Below are 26,019 nucleotides of genomic sequence, written 5' to 3'. Positions count from 1 at the left end.
AGTTAAGGTTTGCATCTGTTGATGTTGCGGTGAAAGTTCCAACAACCTTCAGCGTAACCTGGCGGGGATCATATGATCCCCGCCAGGCCTCGTCAATCAAATCCACCCACGGTGAATCGGATAACTACCCACTAGCTACCCGAGTTCGCCTGACCGGAATTGTTCGGATTAGCCGGAGGAGTCTGCGGACCCTTCGACACCGTAAGGTTCACGGTCGAACCCTGGGCGACAACAGAACCCTCAGTCGGATTCACCGCCAGAACACCGCCAGCTTCCAGATTGTTCGAGTACTGCTCCGTCACCGATGTGCGCAAGCCAAGCTCCTGCAAAGTCTGAACAACATGCGCCTGGTCGTAACCAACCAAACCTGAAGGAATCGTGATCTTGCCAGAAGACACAGTCAACGTGACCGCCGTGTCCTTATTAACCGACGTGCCAGCAGCCGGGTTAGTGGAAATCACTAGACCTTCCTTCTGGCTCGGGTCATCCGACACCTGAACGGAACCAACCGTCAAGCCCTTCGCAGCCAGAGCCTCGCGCGCCTGATCCTGCGTCATACCCGTAACATCCGGAACCTCAACGCTCTTCGGGCCCGACGACAGACTGACCTTCACGGTCGATCCCTTCTTGACCTTCGAACCAACCGACGGGTTCACCTGAGCAACCTTGCCTTCTTCCACATCCGCAGAAGCAACAGGGTCAGCGGTCTGTTCATACACAAGCCCCAGAGCCTCAATTGCCTGCTTCGCGGCATCCGGGCTCATACCCACTAGATTGTCAGGAATAACAACGGATTCAGCGCCACTCGACAACTTGGCTGTCACGGTCGAACCAACCTCAACCTGATCGCCCGACGGCGGATCAGTCTCGGCGACCTTGCCTTCTTCAATCTCGTCAGAGGCAACCGTCTCATTCGAAATCGCGAACACCAAGCCAACAGACTCAACTGCGGACTTCGCCTCCGCCTGCGTCATTCCGATCAGATTGTCGGGGACAGCGACCATCTCTTTATCCGAAGAAGCATGCGACAGTGCGTACCAAATACCGCCCATCAGTAGCAGAGCCACAATGACAAGCGCGACAATAATGCCCTTCTTCGACTTCTTTTTCGGTTCTTCCTCAAACTCCTGCGTCGCAACGGGCGCAAAGGTCGTTGTCGCATTTGACGGGGAAGCAACTGCCGGAGGCAACGTTTGAGTCGGCTGCGAATTAGCTACGTTTGCCGCAGCCATCGGAACCGTGTCCGCCCACACCGCAACGGCTGGAGCATTCACGTGGCCACCGTGCGACGCTCGCATCAAATCAGCCAGCATAGAGGCAGCTGACGTGTAGCGGTCTGTGCGATCCTTTGCCAGAGCCTTCATGACGACGCGATCAAGTGCCTCGGGAACATCCGGGGTGATCGACGACGGTGTGGGAGGCAACTGCTGAACATGCTGGTAGGCAACGGCAACAGCCGAATCGCCGGTAAACGGCGGACGACCGGTCAGCAACTCAAACAGGACAACGCCGGTGGAGTACAAGTCGGAACGCGCGTCCACCTGCTCACCGCGAGCCTGCTCGGGCGACAGGTACTGGGCAGTGCCAACGACAGCGTTCGTCTGCGTCATCGTCGCCTGCGAATCGGTGATCGCACGCGCGATACCGAAGTCCATGACCTTCACCTTGCCGTCATTCGTCAACATGATGTTGCCCGGCTTGATATCCCGGTGCACCAAATGCTGCGAATGGGAGTATTCAAGCGCGCCCAACACGCCGGATACGATGGCAACGGCCTCGTTGATCGGCACCGGAGTACCGTCAGCGAGCAGTTCCTTGACCGTGTGCCCCTCAACGTACTCCATCACGATGTACGGCACGGAGATAGCACGACCGTCAGGGCCGGTCAGCATTTCCTCGCCCGTGTCGTACACGGCCACAATATTCGCGTGGTTCAAAGAAGCAGCCGACTGCGCTTCACGCCTGAAACGCGCCTGGAACACGGAGTCTCGTGCTAGGTCAGAGCGCAGCATCTTGATTGCGACAACGCGTGATAGGCGCGTATCGAAGCCCAGGTGGACTTCCGCCATACCGCCACGCCCGATCAGTGAGCGAACCTCGTACCTGCCGGCTAGACGGCGGCCCATGGAGTCTGCCATGTCTGAACCTCCTTCGTGGTGGGGAGCCCGTCACTGAGAAGCGACGTGAGTGACCCGAACATGTGCTGAAGAATGAAATATGCGCCCGCGAGAATCGCGATGATTATCAGGGCAATGATGATTGCTTGGATGATGCGTCGACCCTTTGAAACAGGTGGCGCAACCACCGACCTGTTGTACTGAGTCGGAGTCGGGGGCACGGTGCTCACCGGTGGCGCATTCCGCTTCGACACGGAGTACCAGACCTGCCTGCTCGCCTGGCTCGACGGCTTCGGTCTGACCCGCTTGGGTGGTGGCGACGACAGTTTCTGCTGGCGCGTCTTCGTCTGGGGGGACGAGGTCACGGCCTGCGTTCCTGAGCGCTTGGCTGAATCGATGGCCGAACGTTTGTCGGTGAGAGCCGGTGGTGGTGGAAGTGTCGGCGACACCGAAGCGTGAGCCGTGTCAGCCTCTTCGCGGACGCGAGCACGTTCCTTCAGTCGTTCACTGAGCTGACGACGACGCACCGCGGTTGGATCTAAGTCCACATCCCCCTTGTTCGATGGCATGGCATCTCCTGAGAGCGACTGTGAGTGTTCTGTCTGGGAGTTTACGTTTTGAGGATCCTGCGAATCTGACTGTTGCGTAAGGTTCTGCGGATCCGTTGGAGTATCAAGGCCCGCTGGGCGTTCCAGCAGTTCCTCGGGAAGACTGCGACGCTTCGTGTGATGAACCGGCGCTGCCACGGGAGACGGGTGAACCTGCGTCGGCTCCATCTTCGCCTCTGGGAATGGGTCGGGAAGCGGATGAGTTGCTACAGAAATACCCATCTGCTTTGCCGCCTTCGACAGCTCGCGGACCAACGCCACACCAGAGTCGGGGCGCTTCTCCGGCTTCTTTTCCAAGAGGTGACAAATGATGTCAGCAAGCGGACGCGGCACGTCAGAAGGCAGGGGAGGAACAGGATCATTCACGTGCGAGAACGCAATATCAACTTGCGTCTTGCCAGTAAAGGGTCGCTGCCCGGCAGCAGCCTCGTACGCAATCACACCCAAGGCGTACAAATCACCCAACGATGTCGCGATTTCCCCCATTGCCTGCTCGGGCGGAAGGTACTGAGCCGTGCCCATCACCATTCCCGCGGCGGTCAGAGCCGCCTGATTATTCGAGCGCGAAATACCAAAATCGGTCAGCTTCACGATGCCGTCGGGGCGCACCAGAATATTCGCGGGCTTAATATCACGGTGGACAACCCCGGCTTCCGACGCTGCGCCGAGCGCCATCGCGACCTGCATCAGCACGGGGACGAGGTCCTGCGTGGCAATGCGATGACCGTCTTTCAAGTAGTGATTGAGGGGCTTGCCTTCAACCAGCTCCATGACGATCCAGCCGCGACCATCCTGCTCGCCAGAATCCTGCACGTTCGCAATATTCGGGTGCTGGATACGCATCGCATTATTCGCTTCGATACGCAGACGCGACAGGGACAACTCTTCGCCAGAGAACTCCGGGCGCAATACCTTTGCGGCCACCATGCGACCGGTCACCTGATCGCGGGCCTTCCAGACCTCGCCCATGCCACCTTGAGCAATCGGCGTGAGTAGCGTGTAACGACCGCCCAGCTTCTTGCCCGCTGAATACTTTGTGGAAGAACTCATTGGATACCTGCCTCTAGAAGCGCGCGAGCAATTGGGCCGGCAACGGTTCCACCGTGAGGAGCTGGATCCGTATCGTCACCCTCGACAAGGACAGCGAAGGCAATCTGCGGATCATCAGCGGGAGCAAAACCCACCGCCCACGCGTTCGCGTGTCCGTTAGTGCCCGTTTCCGCCGTGCCGGTCTTCGCCGCCACGGAAATGCCGTCGATCGCCATGGATGTGCCCGTGCCATACGGCTGATTGACAACACCCTTCATCATCTCGGTCAGTTGCGTCGCAATATCGGCACTAATCGGGGTGCGCAACACAGTCGGGTTGGTCTCGGACTGGACAGCCAAATCAGCATCCACAACCTGCGACACCAAGTAGGGCGTCATCATCTGACCACCGTTAGCGATCGTCTGAGCAATCTCAGCCATTTCAAGTGGCGTCACCTGAACTGAATACTGGCCGATAGCGCTCATCGCCAACTGGGCCGCGTCCGTCGTTTCAGGGAAAACCGAAGGAGTCACAGCAAGCGGAATCGACTGGGACGCGCCGAAACCGAAACGCGACGCCACATCGGCAAGCTGATTGTGAGAAAGAGACTGCGCGGCAAGAATGAACGACGTGTTGCACGATCGTGCAAACGCTTCAGCCAACGTCGGATTCCCATCGCCACACGTCGAAGACTCAATGTTCGACACCGTCGTCTGAGTTCCGGGAAGCACTGTTGAAACGGGGGATTCCACATTCGTGGATGGTGAAGCGACACCATTTTCGATCAGAGCGATTGACGTCAAAATCTTGAACGTCGAACCTGGCTCATAGCGATTACCCGCGATCGCACGGTTCGATAGGGGCTCGTTCGGATCTTCCGTCAGAGCCTTATACGCGTCACTCACCGCCTCGGAATCGAAGGCGGCCAGAGAATTCGGGTCATAGCTGGGAGATGAATACATCGCCAAAATCGCGCCGGTCTTTGCATTCAACGCCACGACGGCGCCCTTGCGGTTACCCAACTGATCAGCGGCAATCTGCTGGAGGGTCGGATCCAACGTCAGCACCAAGCCACCGCCCTGGCGAGAAGCGCCCGTAAACAGGTTGTGAAGACGCTGACCAAGAAGAGCCTGAGACTGTCCGTCCAATGTTGATTCAGCGGCCGACTCAAGCCCGGTTGCCTGCGAAAATGCGGACGAGAAATACCCGGTCACCGAAGCATAAAGCGGACCCTGAGAATAGGAACGCTGGAAACGATGAGAGCCCTCAATCTTCGTTGACGACGCAATCGCCGAACCCGCAACAATGATCGGACCGCGATCCGTTTCCGCCGCGTGCAAAATAGTGCGTTCATTACGCCCATCGGCGTTTAAAGACGGAGCCTGAAGGAACTGATTGTTCGTTGCAGCCAAACCAAGCAGAGCAAACATTGCGAAGATGACGATGGACAAGCGACGAATCTGATGGTTCATGCGTTCACCTCACGTGCAACTGACGGTTGGATACCTGAGTTCCACGGAGCAGGTGTGGCGGCGGGACGACGAGCCGCATCGGACACGCGAATCAACAGCGCGACAGTCAACCACGACGACACCATTGACGAGCCGCCGGCTGCCAAGAACGGCGCCGTCAGACCCGTTAGCGGGATCAGGCGAGTAATACCGCCCAACACAACGAACAGCTGAATTGCCAGCGAGAAACTCAAACCCGTTGCCAGCAGCTTCCCGAAACCGTCACGAACGGAAATGGCGGCACGTAAACCGCGTTCAATCAGCACCAGATACAGCACCAGAATTGCGGCCAAACCGGTCAAACCCAATTCTTCGGCAAGCGACGAAAGAATGAAGTCAGAATTGGCAAGAGGAACCAACTGTGGGTAGCCACGACCCCAACCTGTCCCCATCAAACCGCCCGATGCCTGACCGAACAGCGACTGCACCAGCTGGAACGACCCGCCCGTCTGCTCATAAACCTCGGGATCCAACGCGTTCAACCACACCGAGAAACGATTCGCGACGTGCGGGAATGCCTTGACTGTCAGCGCAACAGCGGGCACGAACATGACGAAACCGATGACCAGCCACGACACTCGATTCGTTGCCACGTACAGCATTGCCACGAACAGGCTGAAGAACAGGAGCGAGGTACCAAGATCGCGCTGCAAAACAAGAATCGCAATACCGATCAACCAGACAAGCAGAATCGGACCCAAGTCGCGGGCGCGAGGCAATCGCATTCCAAGGAACTGACGTCCACCAATCGCAAGATTGTCACGATTCGTCACCAAGTAGCCGGCAAAGAACAGTGCCAGCGTGATCTTCACCAGCTCGCCGGGCTGGAACGACATCGAACCAATGCGGATCCAGACTCGTGCCCCGAACGTTTCGACACCGAGCCCCGGAATCATCGGGAGCAGTAGCAGGATCAAGGACAGGACACCGAACGTGTACGTGTAACGACGCAACGAACGATGGTCCTTCAACACGATCAGAATCAACGCGGCGACAGCAATTGCGATGCCCACAAACATCAGCTGACGCATGTCGACAGTCGCCTGACCAAGCGCATCGTAGGACATATCCAAGCGATAAATCATCGCCAAACCCAGGCCGGTGAGCGCTACCGCAATCGGCAGAATCACGGGGTCAGCGAAGGGTGCCAGGAAATGCATCCCCACCTCGGCGACAATCGCAATCGCCAGCAAAATACCGGCGTGCATCGCAAGATTGCCGGGCAACTCACCCGTGCGATTAATGTTGGTCAGAACATATCCGCCAATACCGACTGTCAAAGCAACCAGCAAAAGAATAATTTCAAGACCGCGACGAGGCTTCGCGGGAGCAACGGTCACAAGAGCCATCAGTGACCACTCGCCAAACTGTTATTCGTCGAACCTGATTGAGCTCCCGACTGTCCTGAGGACGCGGATTGAGCGCTATCGTCAGACTGAGAGTTATCAGCGTTCAGTGCAGACTTAAAGCTCTTCTTGTTCAGACGCAACTGATCAATGTACTGATCGATCTTCTCGCGCGACGAACGCAGAACAGGATCCTTCAGGCGTTGACGGTCCGCATCGGTCAACTCAGCCAACGAAAGATCCGTGACTTCGACGGCGTGCGAGAACTTCCACGGTCCCAACGACTGCGGAATGCCCTGGTAGATAACGACGTAGCCATCCTGGCCGATCACGTAATACTGGCTCTGCGTCCACGACCAACCAAGCCATCCGCCAACACCGAGCAGAACAGCGACAACAAGGCCCAAAAGCGGGGCGAACCAAGCGCGACGCTTCGTCTGATCCTCGCCGTCATCTTCGTCAATCGCCAAACGGCGTTGCTTCCGCAAAGCCGCCGCGCGCCCAGCCGCACCCTCGCCACCGCGAGAAGCAGCATGACGATCAATCGCCGCCGCGCCCACAATCTGGGGAGGCCCAACCGGATACGACCCGGGCTTGACAATGTCAGCAACAACGCACGTGATGTTGTCAGGACCGCCCGCGCGAAGCGCAAGGCGAATCAACTCTTCAGCGCACTCACCGGGATCATCAATTTCGGCAAGAACAGCCCCCAACGTCTCGGGAGACACAACACCCGACAGACCATCGGAGCAAAGCAACCAACGATCGCCGACAACCGCTTCGCGGATCGTCTCATCCGGAGTCACATCCGCCTGAGAATCGCCCAAAACACGCAAAACAACATTCTTATTCGGATGGTGTTCTGCCTCTTCAGGCGTGATTTGACCGGACTCCACCAGATACTGAACGAACGAATGGTCCGTTGTTACCTGCGTGAGAGCCTCTCCACGCAAAACATAGGCGCGCGAATCGCCGATATGAACCATCGCCAACTTATTGCCCGAACGCATCACAGCAATACACGTCGTCCCCAGACCCTCAAGATCCTTGTCTCGACGAGAACGATCCGACAGTTCATCGTGCGCATCCATCAACGCTTCGCGAAGCAACGGCAGCATCTTGTCCGCAGGATACGAATCCGAATCCAGAGGAACAAGGTGCGCAATCGCAACGCTTGACGCAATATCGCCACCGGCAGGACCACCCATGCCATCGGCTAAAACAAGCAGGTTCGGACCCGCATAACCAGAATCCTGGTTATTGCTTCGAACCAACCCAACGTCAGAACGGGCCGCGCAACGGAATTCAATCGGGGCAGCTGCCATCAGCTCACCAATTCAAACGTGGTCTGCCCAATACGCACAACATCGCCCGAATGAAGCAGACGAGGCTCGCTCAGACGCTCATCATCAACGAAGGTGCCATTACGGCTACTCAAATCCTCGATCCACCAGCCTTGCTCAGAAGGCTGAAGGCGAGCATGACGCCCCGACGCGTACTCATCCTCAAGCACAAGCGTCGACGCGGGCGAACGCCCAATCACAATCGGTGTCGTTCCCAACGGAAGAACAGTTCCCACAAGCGGGCCACCCGTCAGCAACACGTTCCGTGGCACATCGGGCTCTAAGTTCCGAGCCTGGTGGCGGTTTCGTCGATTCTCTTTACGACGCTGATCAGCGGCCTTTCTGCCCTTACCACGCGGGGTAACAACCGTGCCAAACACGTCGCGACGCAACGTATTCACGGCACCCAACACGAGCAACCACAGCAGGACCAGGTACCCGATCCTAAAAACCGTAAACGCGAGATCCGAGGTCATTCATCACCCCCCGTTTCCGGGTGAGTCCAAAAGTCGATGACAGTACGACCAATCGTCAGCTGGTTACCATCCAGCAGGGTCGCAGCATCAATCTTGTGGCCCTCAACAAACGTGCCATTCGTGGAACCAAGATCAGTAGCAATCACACCGGTCGGCGTGATTCGCAGTTCAAGGTGACGGCGCGAAACGCCGGTGTCGGCGACGATAATATCGGCTTCGGTACCGCGACCAATCACCGTCACGGGTTCTGTCAGTAGCCAACGCTCGCCATTCACCTCAATGATCGGGTGCTCAGGCGAAGGAGACGAGGCAGTCGCTGGCGCGACACTCCCACGCTTATTCGAAGCCTCGACGCGCAACTTGCCTGCCTGCTCCTTGTCATCCTCGCGGAACTCAACGCTTACCGGGCCAAGCAGGGCGTACCCGTTGTCCGCAGCATGCTCGGTCGCCTGCGTTGCGAATTCGTCCGCAAGAACATTCAAGTCAGCTTCCAACGAATCCAAATCAGCCGGCGTAGCAAACACCGTGAAATGATTCGCCGCGATCGTGCGCTCCGTTGACAGCTCCTGCGCCGAATCGTCCATCGCGCGACGAATAGCCGAGTTCACATCAACCGCTTTAATGCCGGAACGAAAAACCTTCGAAAAGGCATCGTTGACACCACGCTCAACTGCGTTCTCAAAGCGATCAAAGATGCTCATGCTCGGTACTCCTAGGGACAGGCGGTATTGGACGCTTTTCTGGCGGTTGATCGCCGAAATATCGACTCTCTTCCAACGGAAAAACGCTTCGCGTGAGCGTAAATGCACACACGTAACAAAAACAGTTTAACCGTCAACGCGAAAGTGAGGGTTTTTTGCGGACGCTTCTCCACGATTTCTAGGATAAATCCAGGGGTGAAACGAAAGAGCCCCGACAACCGTGCTGGTTGCCAGGGCCCTTGTCAGTTGTCTTGAAGGAGGGGCCTTAGAAGTCCCAGTCCTCGTCCTCGGTGTCGACGATCTCGCCGATGACGTAGGAGGAACCGGAGCCCGAGAAGAAATCGTGGTTCTCGTCGGCGTTCGGCGACAGAGCCGCCAGAATTGCCGGGTTCACGTTCGTCTCGTCGGCCGGGAACAGGGCCTCGTAGCCGAGGTTCATCAGCGCCTTGTTCGCGTTGTAGCGCAGGAACTTCTTCACGTCCTCGGTGAGGCCGAGCGGATCGTAGAGATCCTCCGTGTACTGCTCCTCGTTCTCGTAGAGCTCGTAGAGGAGGGAGTAGGTGTAATCCTTGAGCTCGTCGCGGCGCTCGGGAGAGGACTCGGCGACGGCGAGCTGGTACTTGTAGCCGATGTAGTAGCCGTGAACGGCCTCGTCGCGGATGATCAGGCGGATCAGGTCAGCGGTGTTCGTCAGCTTCGCGTGCGCCGACCAGTACATCGGAGCGTAGAAGCCCGAGTAGAAGAGGAAGGACTCGAGCATCGTCGAGGCGACCTTGCGCTTGGCCGGATCGTCGCCCTCGTAGTAGGACTTCACGATCTCGGCCTTCTTCTGGAGGGGCTCGTTCTCTTCCGACCAGCGGAAGGACTCGTTGATCTCCTCGGTGGACAGGAGGGTCGAGAAGATCGAGGAGTACGACTTCGCGTGCACGGACTCCATGAACGCGATGTTCGTGTAGACGGCCTCCTCGTGCGGGGTGCGCGCGTCGGGGATAAGGGAGATTGCGCCGACGGTGCCCTGCAGGGTGTCCAGCAGAGTCAGGCCGGTAAACACGCGGTTCGTCATCAGCTGCTCGTCCGGGTGCAGGGTTTTCCAGGACTGAATGTCGTTCGACAACGGCACTTTTTCAGGCAACCAGAAGTTGCCGGTGAGGCGATCCCAGACCTCGAGGTCCTTCTCGTCCTCAATGCGGTTCCAGTTGATCGCTTCAAAAACAGGCTGAGTGCTCACTGGTCTTCTTTCAATCCGGGGTGTGCTTCGTATCCAAGCGCGGGCGTTTGGGGGTATGGACATAGCCTACCCGCGATGTGGGTGGGTAGGTGAGGTGGGCGGGCGGCCGATCTTGTGAGATCGGCCAGTTGCGCACACATCGAGTGTGCACCAATCGACGAGGCCGCCTGCCGATCTTGGCTCTGCTCTTATCGCAGGCGGAGCCAGGGAGTCGGTGCTCAGTCGCGTACCAACTCGAAAAGGTGGTCGATAACGTTCGTTCCGGACGCGCGCAGACCGTCGTGCTGGTACTCGTTCGTGATCCACGTGCGTGCGCCACGGATTGTCGCCGCGGTATCGAGGGACAGTTCACGAGGCACAAACATGTCGTCGTAGTAGACGGCTGCTGCGACCGGGACGGTGTTGTGAGTCAGAACCTCGGGAATGTAGACGGCCGGCCAATCCGTGCGTGTCGCCAGAATGTCGCAGGCTTTGGCGAACGGGCGGAGGAACGGATCCTCGTCGAAGAAACGGCGCATCATGTGCTCGCCGGTCAGGTAGTAGGGCTCAGATTCGTCGAGTGGATCGGCATCCTTAGCGAAACCGGGGATTTCTTCGGCTAGACGGTCGGCGGACCAGTTCGTTGTCGTGCCCGCCAGGTCGGGGGTCGCACCCGCATAAATTGTTTCGTGCAGGACCGCGTACATGGGTGTACCTGCAATTTCCGCCGCGATGCCTTCGAGGAACTGGTGTGACAGACGACGCTGCCCACGCACCGTCGTCCACGGGCCTTCGAGCAGGTAGTGCAACATGTCTGTGCGCGTTGTTGTTCCCAGGCCCATGCCGATCATGCGGAATCGTGCGGGGCTGAGGCGTTCTCCTGTTGGCAGTAGTTCTTCGGTGTCGCGCAGGTGAGCGGCGATTTCACGGATCGTGCGCTCGTCGGATGCGTAGCGCGAGAAGTAGGTCTGGTTACGCTTCGCCGTGGCGGCGTATGTCCGGCGATAGATTTCGTCAACATGTGTAAGGCCCGGCAAACCACCCGTAAGTAGTGACTTTTCGAGGCCCTCTGGGGCGAGCGACAGATAAGCGGTCGTGATGAATCCGCCGAAGCTCTGGCCCAGAGTCGACCACTGTGCGTCGCCAGCCAGCTCACGGCGAACATGCTCGGCATCCCAGACAATCTGATCCTGGCGGAAAAGCATCAGGTAATCAGCCAACGCCTGGTCGTTGATGGACCCATCCGGGTTATCGAAGCGACCGGACTCCACCAAACTGCGCGCATCAAGGCGTCCCGACTGGCCAGTGCCTCGTTGATCTAATAGAACCAAGCGGTGGTCGTCGAGCAGACGCCCAAGCCAGCCATCGCGGAAGTCACCCGAACGAGGCGCGCCAAAACCGGGACCCCCCTGCAAATACACCAAGTAGGGGAGGTTTTCGCCACCGGGGCGGATCACCTCGCGCGCGAAAACCTCGATCGTTTCCAGCGTCTGCGGAGTCGATGCGGGTGCGTTCAGCGTCTTCCGGTGATCCAACGGGACGACGAAACGGTGTTCATTGACGGTGCAAGAGTGCTGAATATACGAGTTCACGAGCATGAACCCACTGTATCGCGGGCGGGCGATCCAATTCGCATACCCGCAACGATGTCAGTGAACCGAGAGCAAGCTGGCTCTTTGCGGGAGTGCGGTTGCAGGCTGGACATCACTCAGCAAATCTTGCGCGTGGGTCGCTACTGCTCGTTCGAGGGACGCACCGTGGACGTCAGTGTGGCCTGCCTCTTAACCTTTCAAGGTTGTCTGATGATGAACCAGGCTCAGCCCACGCGAATTCTCACTTGGCTCCCAGACCGACAGCTCAACGCTGGCGCCGTTCTTCCATCGCATCTCGTAGCGAACAAGCCAAGCGCTTCCTGCGGGAGTCACCGTCATGCGACTGATCTTCGCGTCGAGGGGAACAGGGCCCTCCAACGTCGTGGTCACGTTCCCGTTCGGCCAAACGCGCGTGCAGTCCGAGGCTGCAATCTGCTTTAAAACCGATGATTCTCCTGTAAGCCAGGCGGTGAGGAACACCTTTTCATTCTCAATCAGACGCGACCTGTTGTCCGATCCGGAACCGTCACGCATCTCCATGAAAGAAGAGTCAGAAGAAGAAACCGCCGGCTCCGCGACTGCGCTCGCGGAATCATCGCCGAAATCACCGGTTTCGTTGGACTGCGAAGCGGGAGTTTCTCCCCCACTACCAGCAAATCCGGGGCCAGGCTTGGGGATGCGACCCGCCTGATATTCCTCGGCGCATCCGCGCGCGAAGTCATCGGCGAGCTCGTTCATGGTGTGCCCAGCGTGGCCTTTCACCCATTCGAAGGTTACGTTCCGCCCAGCGATGACACGGTCAATTTCTTGAATCAGTTCAAGGTTCTTGATCGGCTTCTTATCGGCTTTCACCCAACCGCGCTTCTTCCACCCGTGCATCCACTGAGAGATCACGTTGATCGCATACTGCGAATCGGCCAAGATATGGAGCTCACAGTCAGCAAACCCAGCAGCTTCCGTGGCCTTCAACAGCTCAAGAACAGCGGTGAGTTCACCCAGATTGTTCGTCCCCGATTCCCAGCCACCGGCATCCCAGCAAGTGGCGTCAACGACCCACGCCCAGCCGGCGGGACCAGGATTCCCAAGTGAAGAACCGTCAACGGCAGCAACGATACGGTTACCTGCAGGCGTCATCGCTGATCACCAGCCTTGTCCATTGCTTCGGATGCTTCAGACGTACCTAGTTCCGATGCTGCGGGCTCGCGAACTCCGACCTGCCCGAGCGCGAAAGCGAACTCTTCGGCGCGAGCCTTCCAGCGCCCTTCACGGCCAGACGGCCCAGCATGACCTGCAACCATCTGAGTACGCAGAACAATCGGACGCGAGGCGGCAAGGTCAGCATCTGCGTTCTGCCCTGACGCTTCTCGTAGGCGTTGGACCCACTTGGTCGGCTCAACAAATTCAACGCGTGTGTCATTCACTGACGTTGTTGCCATAACCGCTGGCAGAGTGACGTTTTCTGGCACGTTCTCGTACGGCGTGTAGCCCTTCATAATCCGGAAGATCTCCGGGCTTTCAATGGGGTTACCCCACTCTTCCCATTCACCGACCGTCAAAGGAAGACTCGGATCCAAGATTGTCGTCAGAGCGTCGACGAAAGGAACGCCAGCGATCACCGTTCGATACAGGTCGGGAGCCATATTCAACACGGCACCCATCAACAGACCACCGGCACTTCGTCCCTCAGCAATGAGGCGTCCGGGAGCAACCCACCCTGATTCGACCATCCAACGCCCAACGTCAATGAAGTCGGTGAAAGTATTCACCTTCACGGCTTCCTTCCCATCGTCATACCACGCGCGCCCCAGTTCGCCACCACCACGGATATGCGCGATCGCAAACACCACACCGCGCTCAAAGATTGGCAGGCGGAGCGTCTCAAACTCGGGGTCATAGGAGACCTCGTACGACCCATATCCCAATTCCCACCCGGGATGTGTGCCGTCAGGTCGCACATCAACCCCGTGAATCAACGTAACCGGGATCTGAGTCTTCCCATCGCGAGCCGTTACCCACACACGCTCTTCCACCATCGTGGACGGATCCCAGCCGGGAGCCTCTGCGACCTTCAGTACCGTCGTTTCGCCGCTGAATGGGTCAACTTGGATCGTTGTTTCCGGTTGAATCTGCGACTGAACACGCACGCGGAAGAAACGGTCATCAAAGCGCGGTCCCTCGACGGAGTTGATCGTGCGCACCGGAGCCTTTGCTTCCACGAAGTGCCCGTCGCCCCAGAGTTCGCACAGTTCGTCGCTCGAAAGGGGACGAGGCCGGACATCCCCGCTGACGTCAATAGCCGTGTTTCGGGTCCGGTACTCCACTTGTGTCAGAGCATTTGAACGCATAGAAAGCACGCAGAACGATGCCCTGGCTTCCACTTCGAGCAGGCGTTCGCCTGCGCCTGCTTCGCGCACAGTGACCCACGTTGACGGTGGAGCAAAAGGCACAGGTTCACCACCCTCAATCGCTGATCCAGACTCGCGATTACCAAGAACAGCGCGCGAATAGTCAGCATCGACGGGAGTTGCCAGCGACACAAGATCAGACGGATAAGAGGCAACGGCAAGCGTGCCCTCTTGCGACAGAGCAGTGTGCACCACAAGCAGGTGATCGCCAGCAGAATCCACCGCCACCATCACACGCTTTGCCAGACCGGTTATCGAGACCGGGCGCGTTGACGGATAATCCGGCAACCACACCCATGCCTGACCAGACGTCGACGACATGGAATGAATGAGGACATGGAACGGGTCCCCACCATCGGAAATCCCCATTTCAAAACGCTCGTCAGGGTCAACCAGAAGCAAACGATCCTGATCGCGACCTGTGCCAAGCTGGTGCCACCAGACTTCGCACGCGCGCCACGCGTCATCGACACCCATGTAAATAAACGAAGCAGAATCCGCTGCCCACGCCAGCCCATAACCAGCGTCAACGACAGCTTCATCAACGACTTCGCCAGTATCGGCAACCTGAACAACCCACGTGAAGCGCTCATCGCCAGCAGTGTCCCGCGCCCACGCGATCAAGCGACCATCGGGGCTCGGCTGAATATCAGCGACCTTAAAGAACTCCTGTCCCGTGGCCAGAGCATTCTCGTCCAAAATCAGCGTCTCACCAGGAAGAACACCATCAACACTGGGCTGAGGTGGAAGAATAGACGCATCAAAAATGCCCTTGCGATCGGCCGGCACACGATGATGCGTTGCATACGAATCGCCCTTATGCCACTTGTGGAAATACCAATAATCACCGTCCAAAACGGGAACCGAGACATCGTCCAGAGCCGTATGCCCCTTCACTTCGCCAGCAATCGCCGTAGCTAACGACTCAGTTGGCTTACACACGTGATCCGCCCAGTGATTCTCTGCATCCAGGTGCGCGACCACATCAGGATTCGACTCATCACGCAACCAGTCCCAGACATCATCAAAATGATCGCCGTGAATATCGCGGACGCGGTAGCCGAATCGACGTTCGGCCACGGGTGGAAGGGTGAATTCGCTCATGCACAGACTTTAACCCGCACCGTATACAAATGTTTTTACATACCCCGCACGGGTAAATGAGCCTGTGCCTCAACAAGCGAAAAACCTTAGAAACTCGCGCCAAAATACACGCCCCATGTCCAGAACGTCGAGCGTGGCCTCGTCAATAAAACCGCAGAACTACGACAAATTCGCGAGCGTCAACCGTGAGCGCACATGCTGGATCTCGGCGAGCATTTCGAACCGGGAGGGCATAGTCTGCAAACGTGCCTGAAATGCAAGAAACCACCGTTCCCACGCTGACGAATAACATCAACGACGTTGCCCTCGTCTTCGAAGGAGGCGGCATGCGCAACGCCTACACGGCGGCCGTCGTCTCGGAATTCGTGGAGCAAGGCCTGTTCTTCGACCATGTTTCCGGTATTTCCGCGGGCTCATCGCACACGGTCAACTACATTTCACGCGATCCGAAACGCTCCTACGAAACCTTCGTTGACGTCGCCGAATACCCTGAATTTGGCGGGCTCGACCACTTCGCCCGTGGCCGAGGATTTTTCAACGCCCAATGGATCTACGAAGAAATCGGCAAGCCTGACGGCGCCATGCCCTTTGACATTGACACCTTCAACGCCAACCCGGCAACCGCGCGCGTCGGCGCGTTTAATGCCTCCCGTGGCGAAATGCGCTGGTTCGGCAAAGACGACATGACGACGCTGGCTGACCTAGGGGCGCGCGTTCGCGCCTCGTCGACGCTACCGATTCTGATGCCGCCGGTCATCATCGACGGCGATACCTACGTTGACGGTGCGCTCGGTCCGAATGGTGGTATTCCACTGGATGCGCCCATGCGCGACGGCTACCGCACATTCGTCGTCATCGCGACCCGCCCGCGCGACTACGTCAAGGGAGCGATGCGCACCTCGGTCGGCGCAATGCTGAAGGCGAACTTCCGTAAGTTCCCCTCCATCTATGAAGGCGTCGCCCGGCGCCCGGTTCGCTACAACGCCACCCGCAAAAAGATGTTTGAACTGGAAGAACAGGGGCGCGCCTACCTCTTCTTTCCCGAAACAATCGACATTCAAAACACGGAAATGCGCCGCGAGCGCCTCGACGCCAACTACCAGGCAGGCCTTGAGCAGATCCGTCGCGAGATGCCCGCGATCAAGGCATTCCTCGGCTTCTGAGTTTCTCGCATCCGGCTTTCTGCCCTCCAGCTTCCGTCGGGGTTGTCGAGTGTGACTTGCTCACTTGTACTTTCTGCCTCGTCTGAATCGGGAGGAACGCCTGCGTATGTGATCTGCGAAATCGTCGCGACGAAGCCGATGAAGAAGAGGACACCCCTGAGAAGGACTATGGTGCAATGGCTGAGGGTTCTCACTGAAGGACTCCCTTGTCCTGCCCACGTCGGGCTGTGATAGTTCACCAATGTCCGGCGGATGAATATCTGTCGCGCATGGTGGGTGCGTCATTGACAGTCTGTCATGGTCCACGATGTGGATTGACGAGGTTCGGGCTTGAACGAAACTCGGGGTGCATCCGAATGGATGCACCCCGAGCCCCGTCACGGAGCCGTGTTACTCAGTCGCCAGTGCCTCCACGGGAGAGACCTTTGCAGCCTTGCGTCCGGGCAACCACGAGGCAATCAAAGCGGCCAACACGGACACAGCAACAACCGCAATCAGGGTTCCCCACGGCATGGCGATTGCAATGGTCACATCCTTTAAAGGCAGGGCGTATGTTCCCGCGATTCCAAAGATAATCCCCAGAATCACACCGATGGTTGACCCAGCCAACGCGATACAGACAGCTTCGACACTCAGCATTGTCTTAATATTCCGGCGGGTCATACCAAGAGCGCGCAACAGACCGTTCTCGCGGGTGCGCTCCGCAACCGACAGACTGAGCGTATTCGTCACACCGACCAGTGCAATCAGAACCGAAATACCGAGCATTCCGATCACGACCAGTAGGACTTGATCGATCATCCGGTTGTAGGTTTCGCGTTCAAGAGCAGTACCGTTCACCGAGTACTGGTCGTTGAGCGACAGCAGAGCGGACTGTACTTTGGTAGCACTCGCCTGGTCGTCCAGCTTCACTTGAATCGCGCTTAGGCCGGCTGATGAATCTAGTTTGCCGAGGGCGTTCGCAGAAATTGAAACGTAGCCAGCCTGGGAGTGTTCGTCGATGAGAGCGGTGAAGTCAGCACATTTTCCGTTCGAGGTACACACCTGAACCGTGTCGCCGGTCTTCACTGTGCTGCTCTGGAACTTTGCGGTCGAATCATCCAATACGTCAATCGTGGAGTGTGCGACCGGATTCAAGTCGGGCACGCCCTCGATGAAGACGTCGAGCGAATCAGTCCCCGCTGTCATCGTTCCGCTGGTCCCGTGAATCGCAACCGCCGCGGCAACACCTTGTGTCCCAGTGACCTCCGACAGAGCGGATGCGGGTAGCTCACCGCTGACAGACTGCACGGTCAGATCGTAAGGACGAGCAGAATCAACCTCGGAAGTGAGTGTCTCCCGCATTGATACTGCGCCCACGCTCATCATGGTGATCAGGGTGACGCCAATGGCGATAGCAACACCTGTTGCTGCGGTGCGACCAGGATTGCGAAGAGTATTTTCGCGTGCCAGCTTCGCCGTGGTTCCCCGTCCAAGACTGCCCCACAGACGTGCCAAGGCCGGGATGAAAACGATCGATGCGCACATCATGGCGACCAGCGCGACCATTCCGGAAAGGAATGCGAGCAGGAAACCGCTGGTCGACCCACGCATGAACAGGCCAACACCCATACCTGTGAAGGCAAGCGCCGCAATGATGAGAGAAACAATGAAGAACACGCGATGCGACTTCTGCGAGGATGTGGTTTCCGCTTGATTACCCAGTGCCTCGATCGGAGACATGCGAGCAATCGAGCGCGCGGGGCGCAGGTTCGCGGCGATCGTCATCAGCGTGCCAGCCGACCACGTGCCCGCCAAGGCGATCGGCGAGGCAGCCGAGGCAACTGCGTCAGAGAACGAGACAATCCCGAACCCGTTCAGGATTGCAAACCCGCCCAATGCGCCCACGGCGGTACCGACCGCCGACGAGATGAGGCCGATCAATGCGGCCTCGCGCATGACCAACGACCGAGTTTGCTTCTTCGTTGCGCCAATGGCGCGTAGCAGGGCGAGCTCGCGACGCCGCTGAGTCATTATCACCTGGAAGGTCGTCGCAACAACGATAATTGCGACAATCATCGAAATCACGGGGAAGACCAGGAATATCGCTGTGAGTGTTGCTGACCCGACGGCCAGTTGCTCAATCTCTCTTTCGTATGCCGCTTGGCCGGTCATTACTGTCAGACCGGTGTCATCGAGTGTCGTTGTCAGCGTGTTCGCCAACTTTTCTTGCTCAGCAATCGACGGGGAGGCGCTCGATGAGGCAACCAGAATGCTGGTCGTGTACTGCGAGTGATTGGACGCGGCAACCAAGCCGTCCGGTGTCATCATCGCAACACCTTGGCCCGTCGGCCCGGTTTTCACCAGGCCCGAAACGGTCAGGCTGGTCTTTGGAGCAGAAGCATCCTGCGTGTACGCAGCGCTTGCCTGAATCGTGTCGCCTACCTTCACGCCCAGGTTGTCAGCGGCGATCGTGTCGAGGAAGATCTCAGTGTCGCTGTTCGGAAGGGCACCTTCTGTTACTTCACTGCGGTGGAAAGGTTCCGGCTGGGTAGAGCGTGCCATGCGAACCGTGCGCTTAGCGCCATTCGACAGATTGAGGAAGGCCCGCTGTTGCGGTGCAATTGCCGTGACACCGTCGGTTGCCTTCAACTGATCGGTGACCTCTAAAAGATCCGAGTGGCCGGCATCGTAGAACTCGTCAGTAGCCTCGACCACCGTGGCAGCACCGTGGTAGGAATCGCGCGCACTCGCGGTCAGCGATGCGGTCATGCCGTTGCCGAGTGCCAGGAACACCATGATGAACGCGGTTGAAATCGCGACGGCGAGGCCGGTCGCCACGTAGCGATGACCGTGCGTCTTCACGTTGGCGCGGAGCAAGTGGCCAAGGGTTCCACGCGATGTGGAAGCGTCGGTACGAGGCTCGGATGTAGGGGCGAAATCGCTCGGTTGTTTAATGGAGCTCATCGTGCGGCCTCGCTCAGCTGAGCTTCGGTCGGCTTGGCCAGATCGGCCCGGATCTTTCCGTCGCGCATCACCAGGACACGGTCGGCAATCAGAGCGGCGTTTTGATCGTGCGTCACCATGATGACGCTCTGTCCCAGCTGATCAACGGTGGCGCGAAGAAGTTGCAGGACCTCGCGCGAGGAAGCGGAGTCCAGGTTGCCGGTCGGTTCGTCGGCGACGATCACTGCTGGCTTCGATGCGAGCGCACGGGCAACGGCGACGCGTTGCTGCTGGCCACCAGACATTTCCTGCGGGCGATGCTTCAAGCGATTCCCGATGCCGAGCACGTCGATGATCATGGAGAGCCAACGGCGGTCAGGCTTTTGTCCGGCCAAGTGAAGGGGAAGCTCAATGTTTGCGCGCGCATCAAGAGTGGGAACAAGGTTGAAGCTCTGGAATACGAAACCGATGCGGTCGCGACGAAGACGGGTCAACGCGTCATCATCCAGTTGCGACAAGGTTTTACCTTCGATCCGAACCTCGCCACTGGTCGCCAAATCGAGACCGGCAAGCATGTGAAGCATGGTCGACTTACCTGAGCCCGACGGACCCATAATGGCGGTGAAGGTGTGCTCGTAAAAGTCGACGCTGACGTCGTCAAGCGCTGCGACGCGCGTATCATCCTGACCGTAAATCTTGGATACGTGATCAAGCGCGACAACGGGCGCGGACGACGAAACGGATGAGACTGACTGAGATTGTGAAAGTGGAATGCTCATGCTTCAACTGTGCGCCGAGCAACGAGCTACGCACTATGGGGGAAGCGCCCATTTCCACCCCCATTTTCTTGTGGGGGATGTCCCCGATTAACCTCGAATAGAAGGGGGGTCAGTCCTTTTCCACGGAGTCGGTGGCGACAATACTGAGCCCGCGGAAACGGTTGATCGCGGCCCCAATGTCGACGCGTCGCGGGCGAGCCAAGAATGCCGGGTATGAGCGTGCCCCGAACTTTGTCAGCGCGTCCAAGCCTTCGGATGCGAACTGACGTTCAAGACGAGCAAGCAGTTCGACTAGCGCCATCTTGCCGGCAGCATAGTTTTCCAAAACTCCTCGGACCGCCCACGCGATTGCTTCGGTCTGACCCGGATCGACGATTTGCTCCACGTCCGTCAGGGTGATTGTCTGGCGGTCGATCGTGATTTCGTCCAGGCCCGCGGACTTTGTCTTCGGGCGGTCGGACGTGGGGCGCAGGCGATGGGGGATACGAGGCGCGGGCAACGCGAATTCCTGCTTGTCATTACGAGGCCGCGGCATTTGTGCAGCTACATCCTTGGCGCGGGCGGTGACGTCCACGCAACGGTAAGTGTCAAGCATGAGGACGCAGTCGGCAACGTCCAGATAGTCGCCAGAACCGCCCATGACCATAATCGTTGAAACATTCTGCTTTGCAAGAGCTCCGATACGGTCAACGAGGGGAGTGATCGGCTCTTTTTCGGTGGCGACGAGGGCGCGCATACGCTCATCACGGATCAAGAGGTTCGTTGCCGAAGTGTCTTCGTCGATCAGCAGAAGAGGAGAGCCGAGTTCCACAGCCTCCATGATCGCCGCAGCCTGAGAGGTTGAGCCTGAAGCGTTCGACGTCGAGAAGTTCGTCGTGTCCGCGCCGGCCGGCAAATGTGAAATAAAGGGAGAAACATCGACTCCGGTCACGGTACGACCATCGGCTGCGCGTACCTTCATGGCATCCGGAAGAGTTGCTACGAGTTCGCGACCGTCGTTTGGAACATGCGCGTACACGCCTCGTTGGATTGCTGATAATAGCGTCGACTTGCCGTGGTAGCCACCGCCGACGATCACGGTGACACCGGGAGCAATTGCCATGCCACTGACTTTGCCCGCGTGAGGAAGGTTCACCGTCTGACGCAGAGTCTGCGGGGACTCAAAAGTTACCGCGGTATCGGCGTCCATCGGAACCTGCGAAACCCCCGACTTACGGGCAAGCAACGAGCCATCGGCGATAAAAGACACCCAGTTGTTTTCCGCCAGAGAATCGATCAGAGCGCAATGATCCTCGTACGTTGCAATGTGGGTTTTCAGGGCAGAAGTCTTGGCGATGGTGATGTCATCGTCAGACACAAAATCAAACGTGTCCATCACAATGTTCGGAATATCCACGTCGAAAATACGGGCAGCTTCGCGGCCCATGATCGTTCGACCTCGCGCAGGCATCTGAACCTGGAAACGGATCTCAACATGATCGGGCATCACCTTCGCGCTTGAACGTTGCAGGATCTCTGGACCCGGGTGAGCGATCCGAATGGCACCACCACGAATGCGGTTTCTGATTGCTGCCTCGAAGGCTCGCGCCAGGAAGTCAGCCGTCGCCAGACGAGCCTGACCATTCGCCAATGCTTCAGGTGGCAAGCCCATTCGATCAGGTTTCGCAGTTGCGCGAATCTGCGACGGAGGAGCGTAAGGGTCGGACTGAATCCGATCGATGCTCAGCGAAAAATCGCCGTAATCCCAGTCGCCGATCACCGACTTATACGACCCGTAGGAGCGACCATCCAGACGGTCGAGGTCACGAATCAACTCTGCGTCAGAGCCAGAGCGTTTGTGGAACTTATCGTCGGTGTGAAAGCGAGGGACCATGCCCCTATCGTATCGGGTCGCTCCACCCCGGGCACAGGTCGCGCCGGCGGGCATTCCACGCACATAACGTGGTCGCTTTCCGATGCCCGCCGGCGCTATTCCTCACTCACACGGTTGAGGAAGCCTGCGCAGTACCCCGCACAGGGGCACCTCAGTCAGCCCTGCAAGACCTGCGTCGACAGGGGAGTGCGATTACCGAAACGATGGTTCGTGATCGACACTGCCTGCTCGTGAACGAACGGCAGAACCTCTACACGGCCAGAGTTTGTGACGGGGCCATCCCAGACGGCCACGTCAATCGAGCCGCCCACGGCGCAACGCAGGTCGTCGCCGGCCTCGTCAATGAGACGAATACGCTCGTCGTAGTTGAATTCCACCTGTGTCAGACGCATAGTGAACTGATCGAAGTCTTCGACAACAACCCCGATACCCATGTGCGCCAGTAGCGACGTGATCGACGTGGGTAGCGGTGTGGTCGTGGAAACGGTCAGCTCAACATCGCCCCAACCGCCGCCGGTGGTCTCGCGAATCATTCCCTCACCCAGTGGATTCGAAGCGAAGGAACCCGTTGCCACGCCAGCCGAGATGACGCGCAGAATATCGGTCAGCGAAGCGCCCGCTCCGGCACGAATCGTTGCACGTGCCGGAATGTAACGCAGAATATTGCGCTCCGCGGGCACCGCGCTCGGGTCATGTAAGACGTCGAATTCGGTGAACGCGGCCTCGTTATCCGACGAAATTGCCTTCGCCAAACGCTCCATCTCTTCGCCGTCAAGCACCTCGGACGCCGAATCGAGCAGATCACGCAACTGAGGCTTCAACGTGTGCGTCGACGGAGCGGAATCGAGTGGCGCGGACGCCAGCGAACCGAAGCCCAGCAGGTAGTTTGGGCCACCGGCCTTCGTGCCTTCGCCGACAACTGAACGCTTCCAGCCACCGAACGGCTGGCGACGCACGATCGCGCCCGTGATACCGCGGTTAACGTACACGTTGCCAGCTTCGACGTTGTTCAGCCAGTAGTTGATTTCGTCCGGATCCAGCGAGTGTAGGCCGGCGGTCAGACCGTACTCGACCATGTTCTGCGCTTCGATCGCCTCATCGAGCGTATCGACGCGGATAATGCCGAGGATCGGGCCGAAGTATTCGGTCAAGTGGTACTCGCTACCGACCTGGACACCCGAGCGGACACCAGGACTCCACAGTCGGTTCGTGTCATCGAGAGGCTTTGGGGTGATTTCCCACTTCTGACCTGGTTCCAACGTGGTCAGACCGCGCAGTAGCTTTCCGGTCGGCTCGGTCGCCAGCGGACCCATCTGAGCGCTCAGGTCATCCGACCAGGCGACATGCAGGGAACGAACCGCGTCAAGCAACTGGTTGCGCACGCGCTTCGAGAAGCCGACCGAACCGACCAGAATCACATAGGAGCAGGCAGAACACTTCTGACCAGCGTGACCGAACGCTGAGTTCACAACATCCTTTACGGCCAGATCAAGGTCGGCCGACGGAGTGATGATGATCGAGTTCTTACCCGAAGTTTCTGCCATGATCTTCATCGTCGGATCCCAGGAACGGAACAGTTCAGCCGTCCCAGCCGCGCCCGTCAGGACAACGCGACCCACGCGTGGGTGCGTGACGAGGTCCTTACCCAGCGTGTCCTCGCCGACGGAGACAAACTGCAGGACATCCTTCGGGACACCCGCAGCCCACAGGCACTCGGCAATAACGGCGCCACAGCGACCAGCCGGATCAGCAGGCTTCAAAATGACAGCCGATCCTGCAGCCAAAGCGGCCAGAACGCCACCGGCAGGAATTGCCAGCGGGAAGTTCCACGGCGGAGTAACCAAGGTCAGATCCACCGGAGTGAACTGGGCGCCATCGAGTTTTTCGAGCTCCAGAGCAAGCTGTGCGTAGTAGTGGGCAAAGTCGGTAGCTTCGGAAACCTCGACGTCAGCCTGCTCCAGGGACTTGCCCAGTTCGGAGCCGGCAACCTCGATCAGATCCGCGCGACGACGGGCCAGCTCAACACCTGCGCGGTGCAGGATATCGCTACGCTCTGCGGCGCTACGGGCCGCCCATTCCTTGCCGGCGTTCGCGGTCGCCTCGACGAGGGTGTCCAGGGTTTCGCGATCAGTGATCGTCCCCGCTTCAAGGGTCGAAGTTCCCAGAGTTGAGGTCGGGATACGCTCGGCGATTTCACGTGCCCACTGCAGGTTGACCGGAAGAGCCGGATCCGAATCCGCAGTGTTCGCGAAGACCCAGTTACCGTTCGAGTCCTTCAACGGTGCAGCCAGGTCGTCGGCAGTTTCCGACGTGCGGTCCTGGGTACGATTTGCGCCAACACGGCTGATTCCCTCGCGCTTCATCTGCTCAACTGCGGCAAGGAAGCGAGTCTTTTCCTTATCGAATGACACTTGCGAGGTGCCGATATCGAAGATCGACGCCATGAAGTTATCGTCCGCGGAGTTTTCTTCCAGTCGGCGCACCAGGTACGCGATGGCAACGTCGTATTCGTCGGGGTGAACGACGGGCACGTACAGTAACAGGTTGCCGACTTCCTGACGAACTGCGGCCGCCTGCTGCATCGCCATACCGGACAGCATTTCGAATTCAACGTGGTCGGTAACACCGCGTTCCTTCGCCAGCTCCCATGCGCAGGCGACTGTGAACAGGTTGTGTCCCGCGACGCCGATGTTGACGTTCTGAATACGATCGGGGTGCATCGCCCAATCCAGGACTCGCACGTAGTTCGCATCCGTCGACTGCTTCGAATCCCAGGTCGTCAGATCCCAGCCGTGCATCGCGGCATCGACGCGCTCCATTGCCAGGTTTGCGCCCTTCACGACACGCACCTTGATCGGTGCTCCGCCACGCGCTCTGCGTGCTGCTGCCCATTCCTGCAGATCCTTCATGACGTTCAGGGTGTCGGGCAGATAGGCCTGAAGCACGATGCCGGCACGCAGACCCAGGCATTCTTCACGGTCGAGGATTGTCTTGAACACGTCGACCGTCAGCTGAAGGTCGTGGTATTCCTCCATGTCCAAGTTGATGAACTTGCCACCGGCGCTGACCGCGTACTGGTAGAGCGGAAGCAGTTCGCGCACCGCGTGGTTAACGATCTGGTCGTATCCCCACGGGTTGTGCGGGCCGGTCACCGCCGAAACCTTCAGTGAAACGTAGTCAACATCCGGGCGCTCCAACAGACGACGAGTGTCGTCGAGGCGCTTGCGAGCTTCCTTCTCGCCCAGCACGGCTTCGCCGAGCAGATTCATGTTCAGGCGCGCGCCATCTTTACGAAGTCGCTCGATTGCTGGACCGAGCTTCTCGTCGGACACATCAACAACAAGATCACCAACAAGGCGTGCAAACACCTTGCGGGCGGCGGGAACAGCGATTGACGGAACTAGCGTGCCAACCTTACCGCCAACCAGTGCAGGGGTGCGCAGATACCACGGCAAGAACTTCGGGTTCTTCGCGCCGACCTCGGCAAGGTGGCGTGCGGCCACCTTCTGGTCTTCGGGGCGAACCACTCCGTCAACGAATGAAACGGTGTAATCCAAGCCCTCTTCGTCCTTCAACACGCCGGCCAGCAACTGTGCTGCCGGGTCAGTCGGGAACTGTGTCGATGATGTCGCCCAACGCCTCGCGGTAGCAAGCGCGCGGTCAACGATCGTTTCGAAATCCGTGGTGGGGTTTTCTGATTCAGACATTCTTCCTCGATTACTTTGTTCAGTGGTGTGTGAGTGAGTTGGAAAGATTCAGTGCGGTGATGTTCAGTCGACGAGGTCGCCCACCCCGTTTCAGGCCGTGGCGGTTCAGTGGGCGAGGTGGCCTCGTCAATTC

The 26,019-nt window shown here is 58.4% G+C and carries 16 protein-coding genes; 1 reads left to right on the top strand and 15 read right to left on the bottom strand.

All coding sequences use genetic code 11. From position 1 onward, the window contains the following. Window positions 1–131 precede the first annotated feature (131 nt). The 11 genes from pknB to QP442_RS01575 form a co-directional block, all read right to left on the bottom strand. Window positions 132–2,138 carry a Stk1 family PASTA domain-containing Ser/Thr kinase gene (pknB, locus tag QP442_RS01625; protein WP_103632845.1) on the bottom strand — a complete coding sequence of 669 codons (2,007 nt, stop codon included), beginning with the start codon at window positions 2,136–2,138 and terminating at the stop codon, window positions 132–134. After that, window positions 2,111–3,775, bottom strand: coding sequence for a serine/threonine-protein kinase (locus QP442_RS01620; protein WP_179370098.1), 1,665 nt, complete (start codon window positions 3,773–3,775; stop codon window positions 2,111–2,113). Before QP442_RS01620 ends, pknB begins: the two co-directional genes overlap by 28 nt. Next, the gene (locus tag QP442_RS01615) at window positions 3,772–5,226 is read right to left on the bottom strand and encodes a peptidoglycan D,D-transpeptidase FtsI family protein (RefSeq protein WP_285069532.1); all 1,455 of its coding nucleotides are present in this window, start codon (window positions 5,224–5,226) and stop codon (window positions 3,772–3,774) included. Before QP442_RS01615 ends, QP442_RS01620 begins: the two co-directional genes overlap by 4 nt. Further along, window positions 5,223–6,614 (bottom strand): FtsW/RodA/SpoVE family cell cycle protein, encoded by a 1,392-nt coding sequence (locus QP442_RS01610; RefSeq protein ID WP_103632842.1) that lies wholly within the window; start codon window positions 6,612–6,614, stop codon window positions 5,223–5,225. The genes QP442_RS01615 and QP442_RS01610 overlap by 4 nt, the downstream gene beginning before the upstream one ends. After that, window positions 6,614–7,936 (bottom strand): PP2C family protein-serine/threonine phosphatase, encoded by a 1,323-nt coding sequence (locus tag QP442_RS01605; protein WP_103632841.1) that lies wholly within the window; start codon window positions 7,934–7,936, stop codon window positions 6,614–6,616. Before QP442_RS01605 ends, QP442_RS01610 begins: the two co-directional genes overlap by 1 nt. Beyond that, a complete protein-coding gene (locus tag QP442_RS01600) occupies window positions 7,936–8,430 on the bottom strand; it encodes an FHA domain-containing protein FhaB/FipA (RefSeq protein WP_006680648.1) in 495 nt (164 codons plus the stop codon). Before QP442_RS01600 ends, QP442_RS01605 begins: the two co-directional genes overlap by 1 nt. After that, window positions 8,427–9,131, bottom strand: a complete 705-nt coding sequence (locus tag QP442_RS01595) for an FhaA domain-containing protein (RefSeq protein ID WP_103632839.1) — start codon at window positions 9,129–9,131, stop codon at window positions 8,427–8,429. Before QP442_RS01595 ends, QP442_RS01600 begins: the two co-directional genes overlap by 4 nt. Before the next feature lie 265 nt (window positions 9,132–9,396). Beyond that, window positions 9,397–10,359: a class 1b ribonucleoside-diphosphate reductase subunit beta gene (gene nrdF, locus QP442_RS01590; RefSeq protein WP_103632838.1), complete on the bottom strand. Its 963-nt coding sequence runs from the start codon at window positions 10,357–10,359 to the stop codon at window positions 9,397–9,399. 218 nt (window positions 10,360–10,577) lie between these two features. Then, entirely contained in the window at window positions 10,578–11,936 is a 1,359-nt protein-coding gene (locus QP442_RS01585; protein ID WP_103632837.1) for an alpha/beta fold hydrolase, read from the bottom strand. A gap of 183 nt (window positions 11,937–12,119) precedes the next feature. Then, window positions 12,120–13,064: a ribonuclease H family protein gene (locus tag QP442_RS01580; RefSeq protein ID WP_103632836.1), complete on the bottom strand. Its 945-nt coding sequence runs from the start codon at window positions 13,062–13,064 to the stop codon at window positions 12,120–12,122. Continuing rightward, window positions 13,061–15,439: a S9 family peptidase gene (locus tag QP442_RS01575; RefSeq protein ID WP_103632835.1), complete on the bottom strand. Its 2,379-nt coding sequence runs from the start codon at window positions 15,437–15,439 to the stop codon at window positions 13,061–13,063. The genes QP442_RS01580 and QP442_RS01575 overlap by 4 nt, the downstream gene beginning before the upstream one ends. A gap of 254 nt (window positions 15,440–15,693) precedes the next feature. Between QP442_RS01575 and QP442_RS01570 the strand changes: the two genes are divergently transcribed. Further along, entirely contained in the window at window positions 15,694–16,602 is a 909-nt protein-coding gene (locus tag QP442_RS01570) for a patatin-like phospholipase family protein (RefSeq protein WP_103632834.1), read from the top strand. Window positions 16,603–16,992: 390 nt separating this feature from the next. On the opposite strand, the gene QP442_RS01565 is transcribed toward QP442_RS01570, so the two are convergent. The 4 genes from QP442_RS01565 to QP442_RS01550 form a co-directional block, all read right to left on the bottom strand. Further along, window positions 16,993–19,548, bottom strand: a complete 2,556-nt coding sequence (locus tag QP442_RS01565) for an FtsX-like permease family protein (RefSeq protein WP_103632833.1) — start codon at window positions 19,546–19,548, stop codon at window positions 16,993–16,995. Then, window positions 19,545–20,306, bottom strand: coding sequence for an ABC transporter ATP-binding protein (locus QP442_RS01560; RefSeq protein WP_179370099.1), 762 nt, complete (start codon window positions 20,304–20,306; stop codon window positions 19,545–19,547). The genes QP442_RS01565 and QP442_RS01560 overlap by 4 nt, the downstream gene beginning before the upstream one ends. 109 nt (window positions 20,307–20,415) lie before the next feature. Next, window positions 20,416–22,179 carry an ABC-ATPase domain-containing protein gene (locus QP442_RS01555; protein WP_103632832.1) on the bottom strand — a complete coding sequence of 588 codons (1,764 nt, stop codon included), beginning with the start codon at window positions 22,177–22,179 and terminating at the stop codon, window positions 20,416–20,418. A gap of 155 nt (window positions 22,180–22,334) precedes the next feature. Further along, window positions 22,335–25,886, bottom strand: a complete 3,552-nt coding sequence (locus QP442_RS01550) for a proline dehydrogenase family protein (protein ID WP_103632831.1) — start codon at window positions 25,884–25,886, stop codon at window positions 22,335–22,337. Window positions 25,887–26,019 lie beyond the last annotated feature (133 nt).

The sequence above is a fragment of the Pauljensenia sp. UMB1177 genome (assembly GCF_030217965.1).
Taxonomy (GTDB): domain Bacteria; phylum Actinomycetota; class Actinomycetes; order Actinomycetales; family Actinomycetaceae; genus Pauljensenia; species Pauljensenia turicensis_A.
The sequence above is the reverse complement of the archived record's forward strand: the minus strand, read 5'-3'. Positions and strand labels throughout refer to the sequence as shown.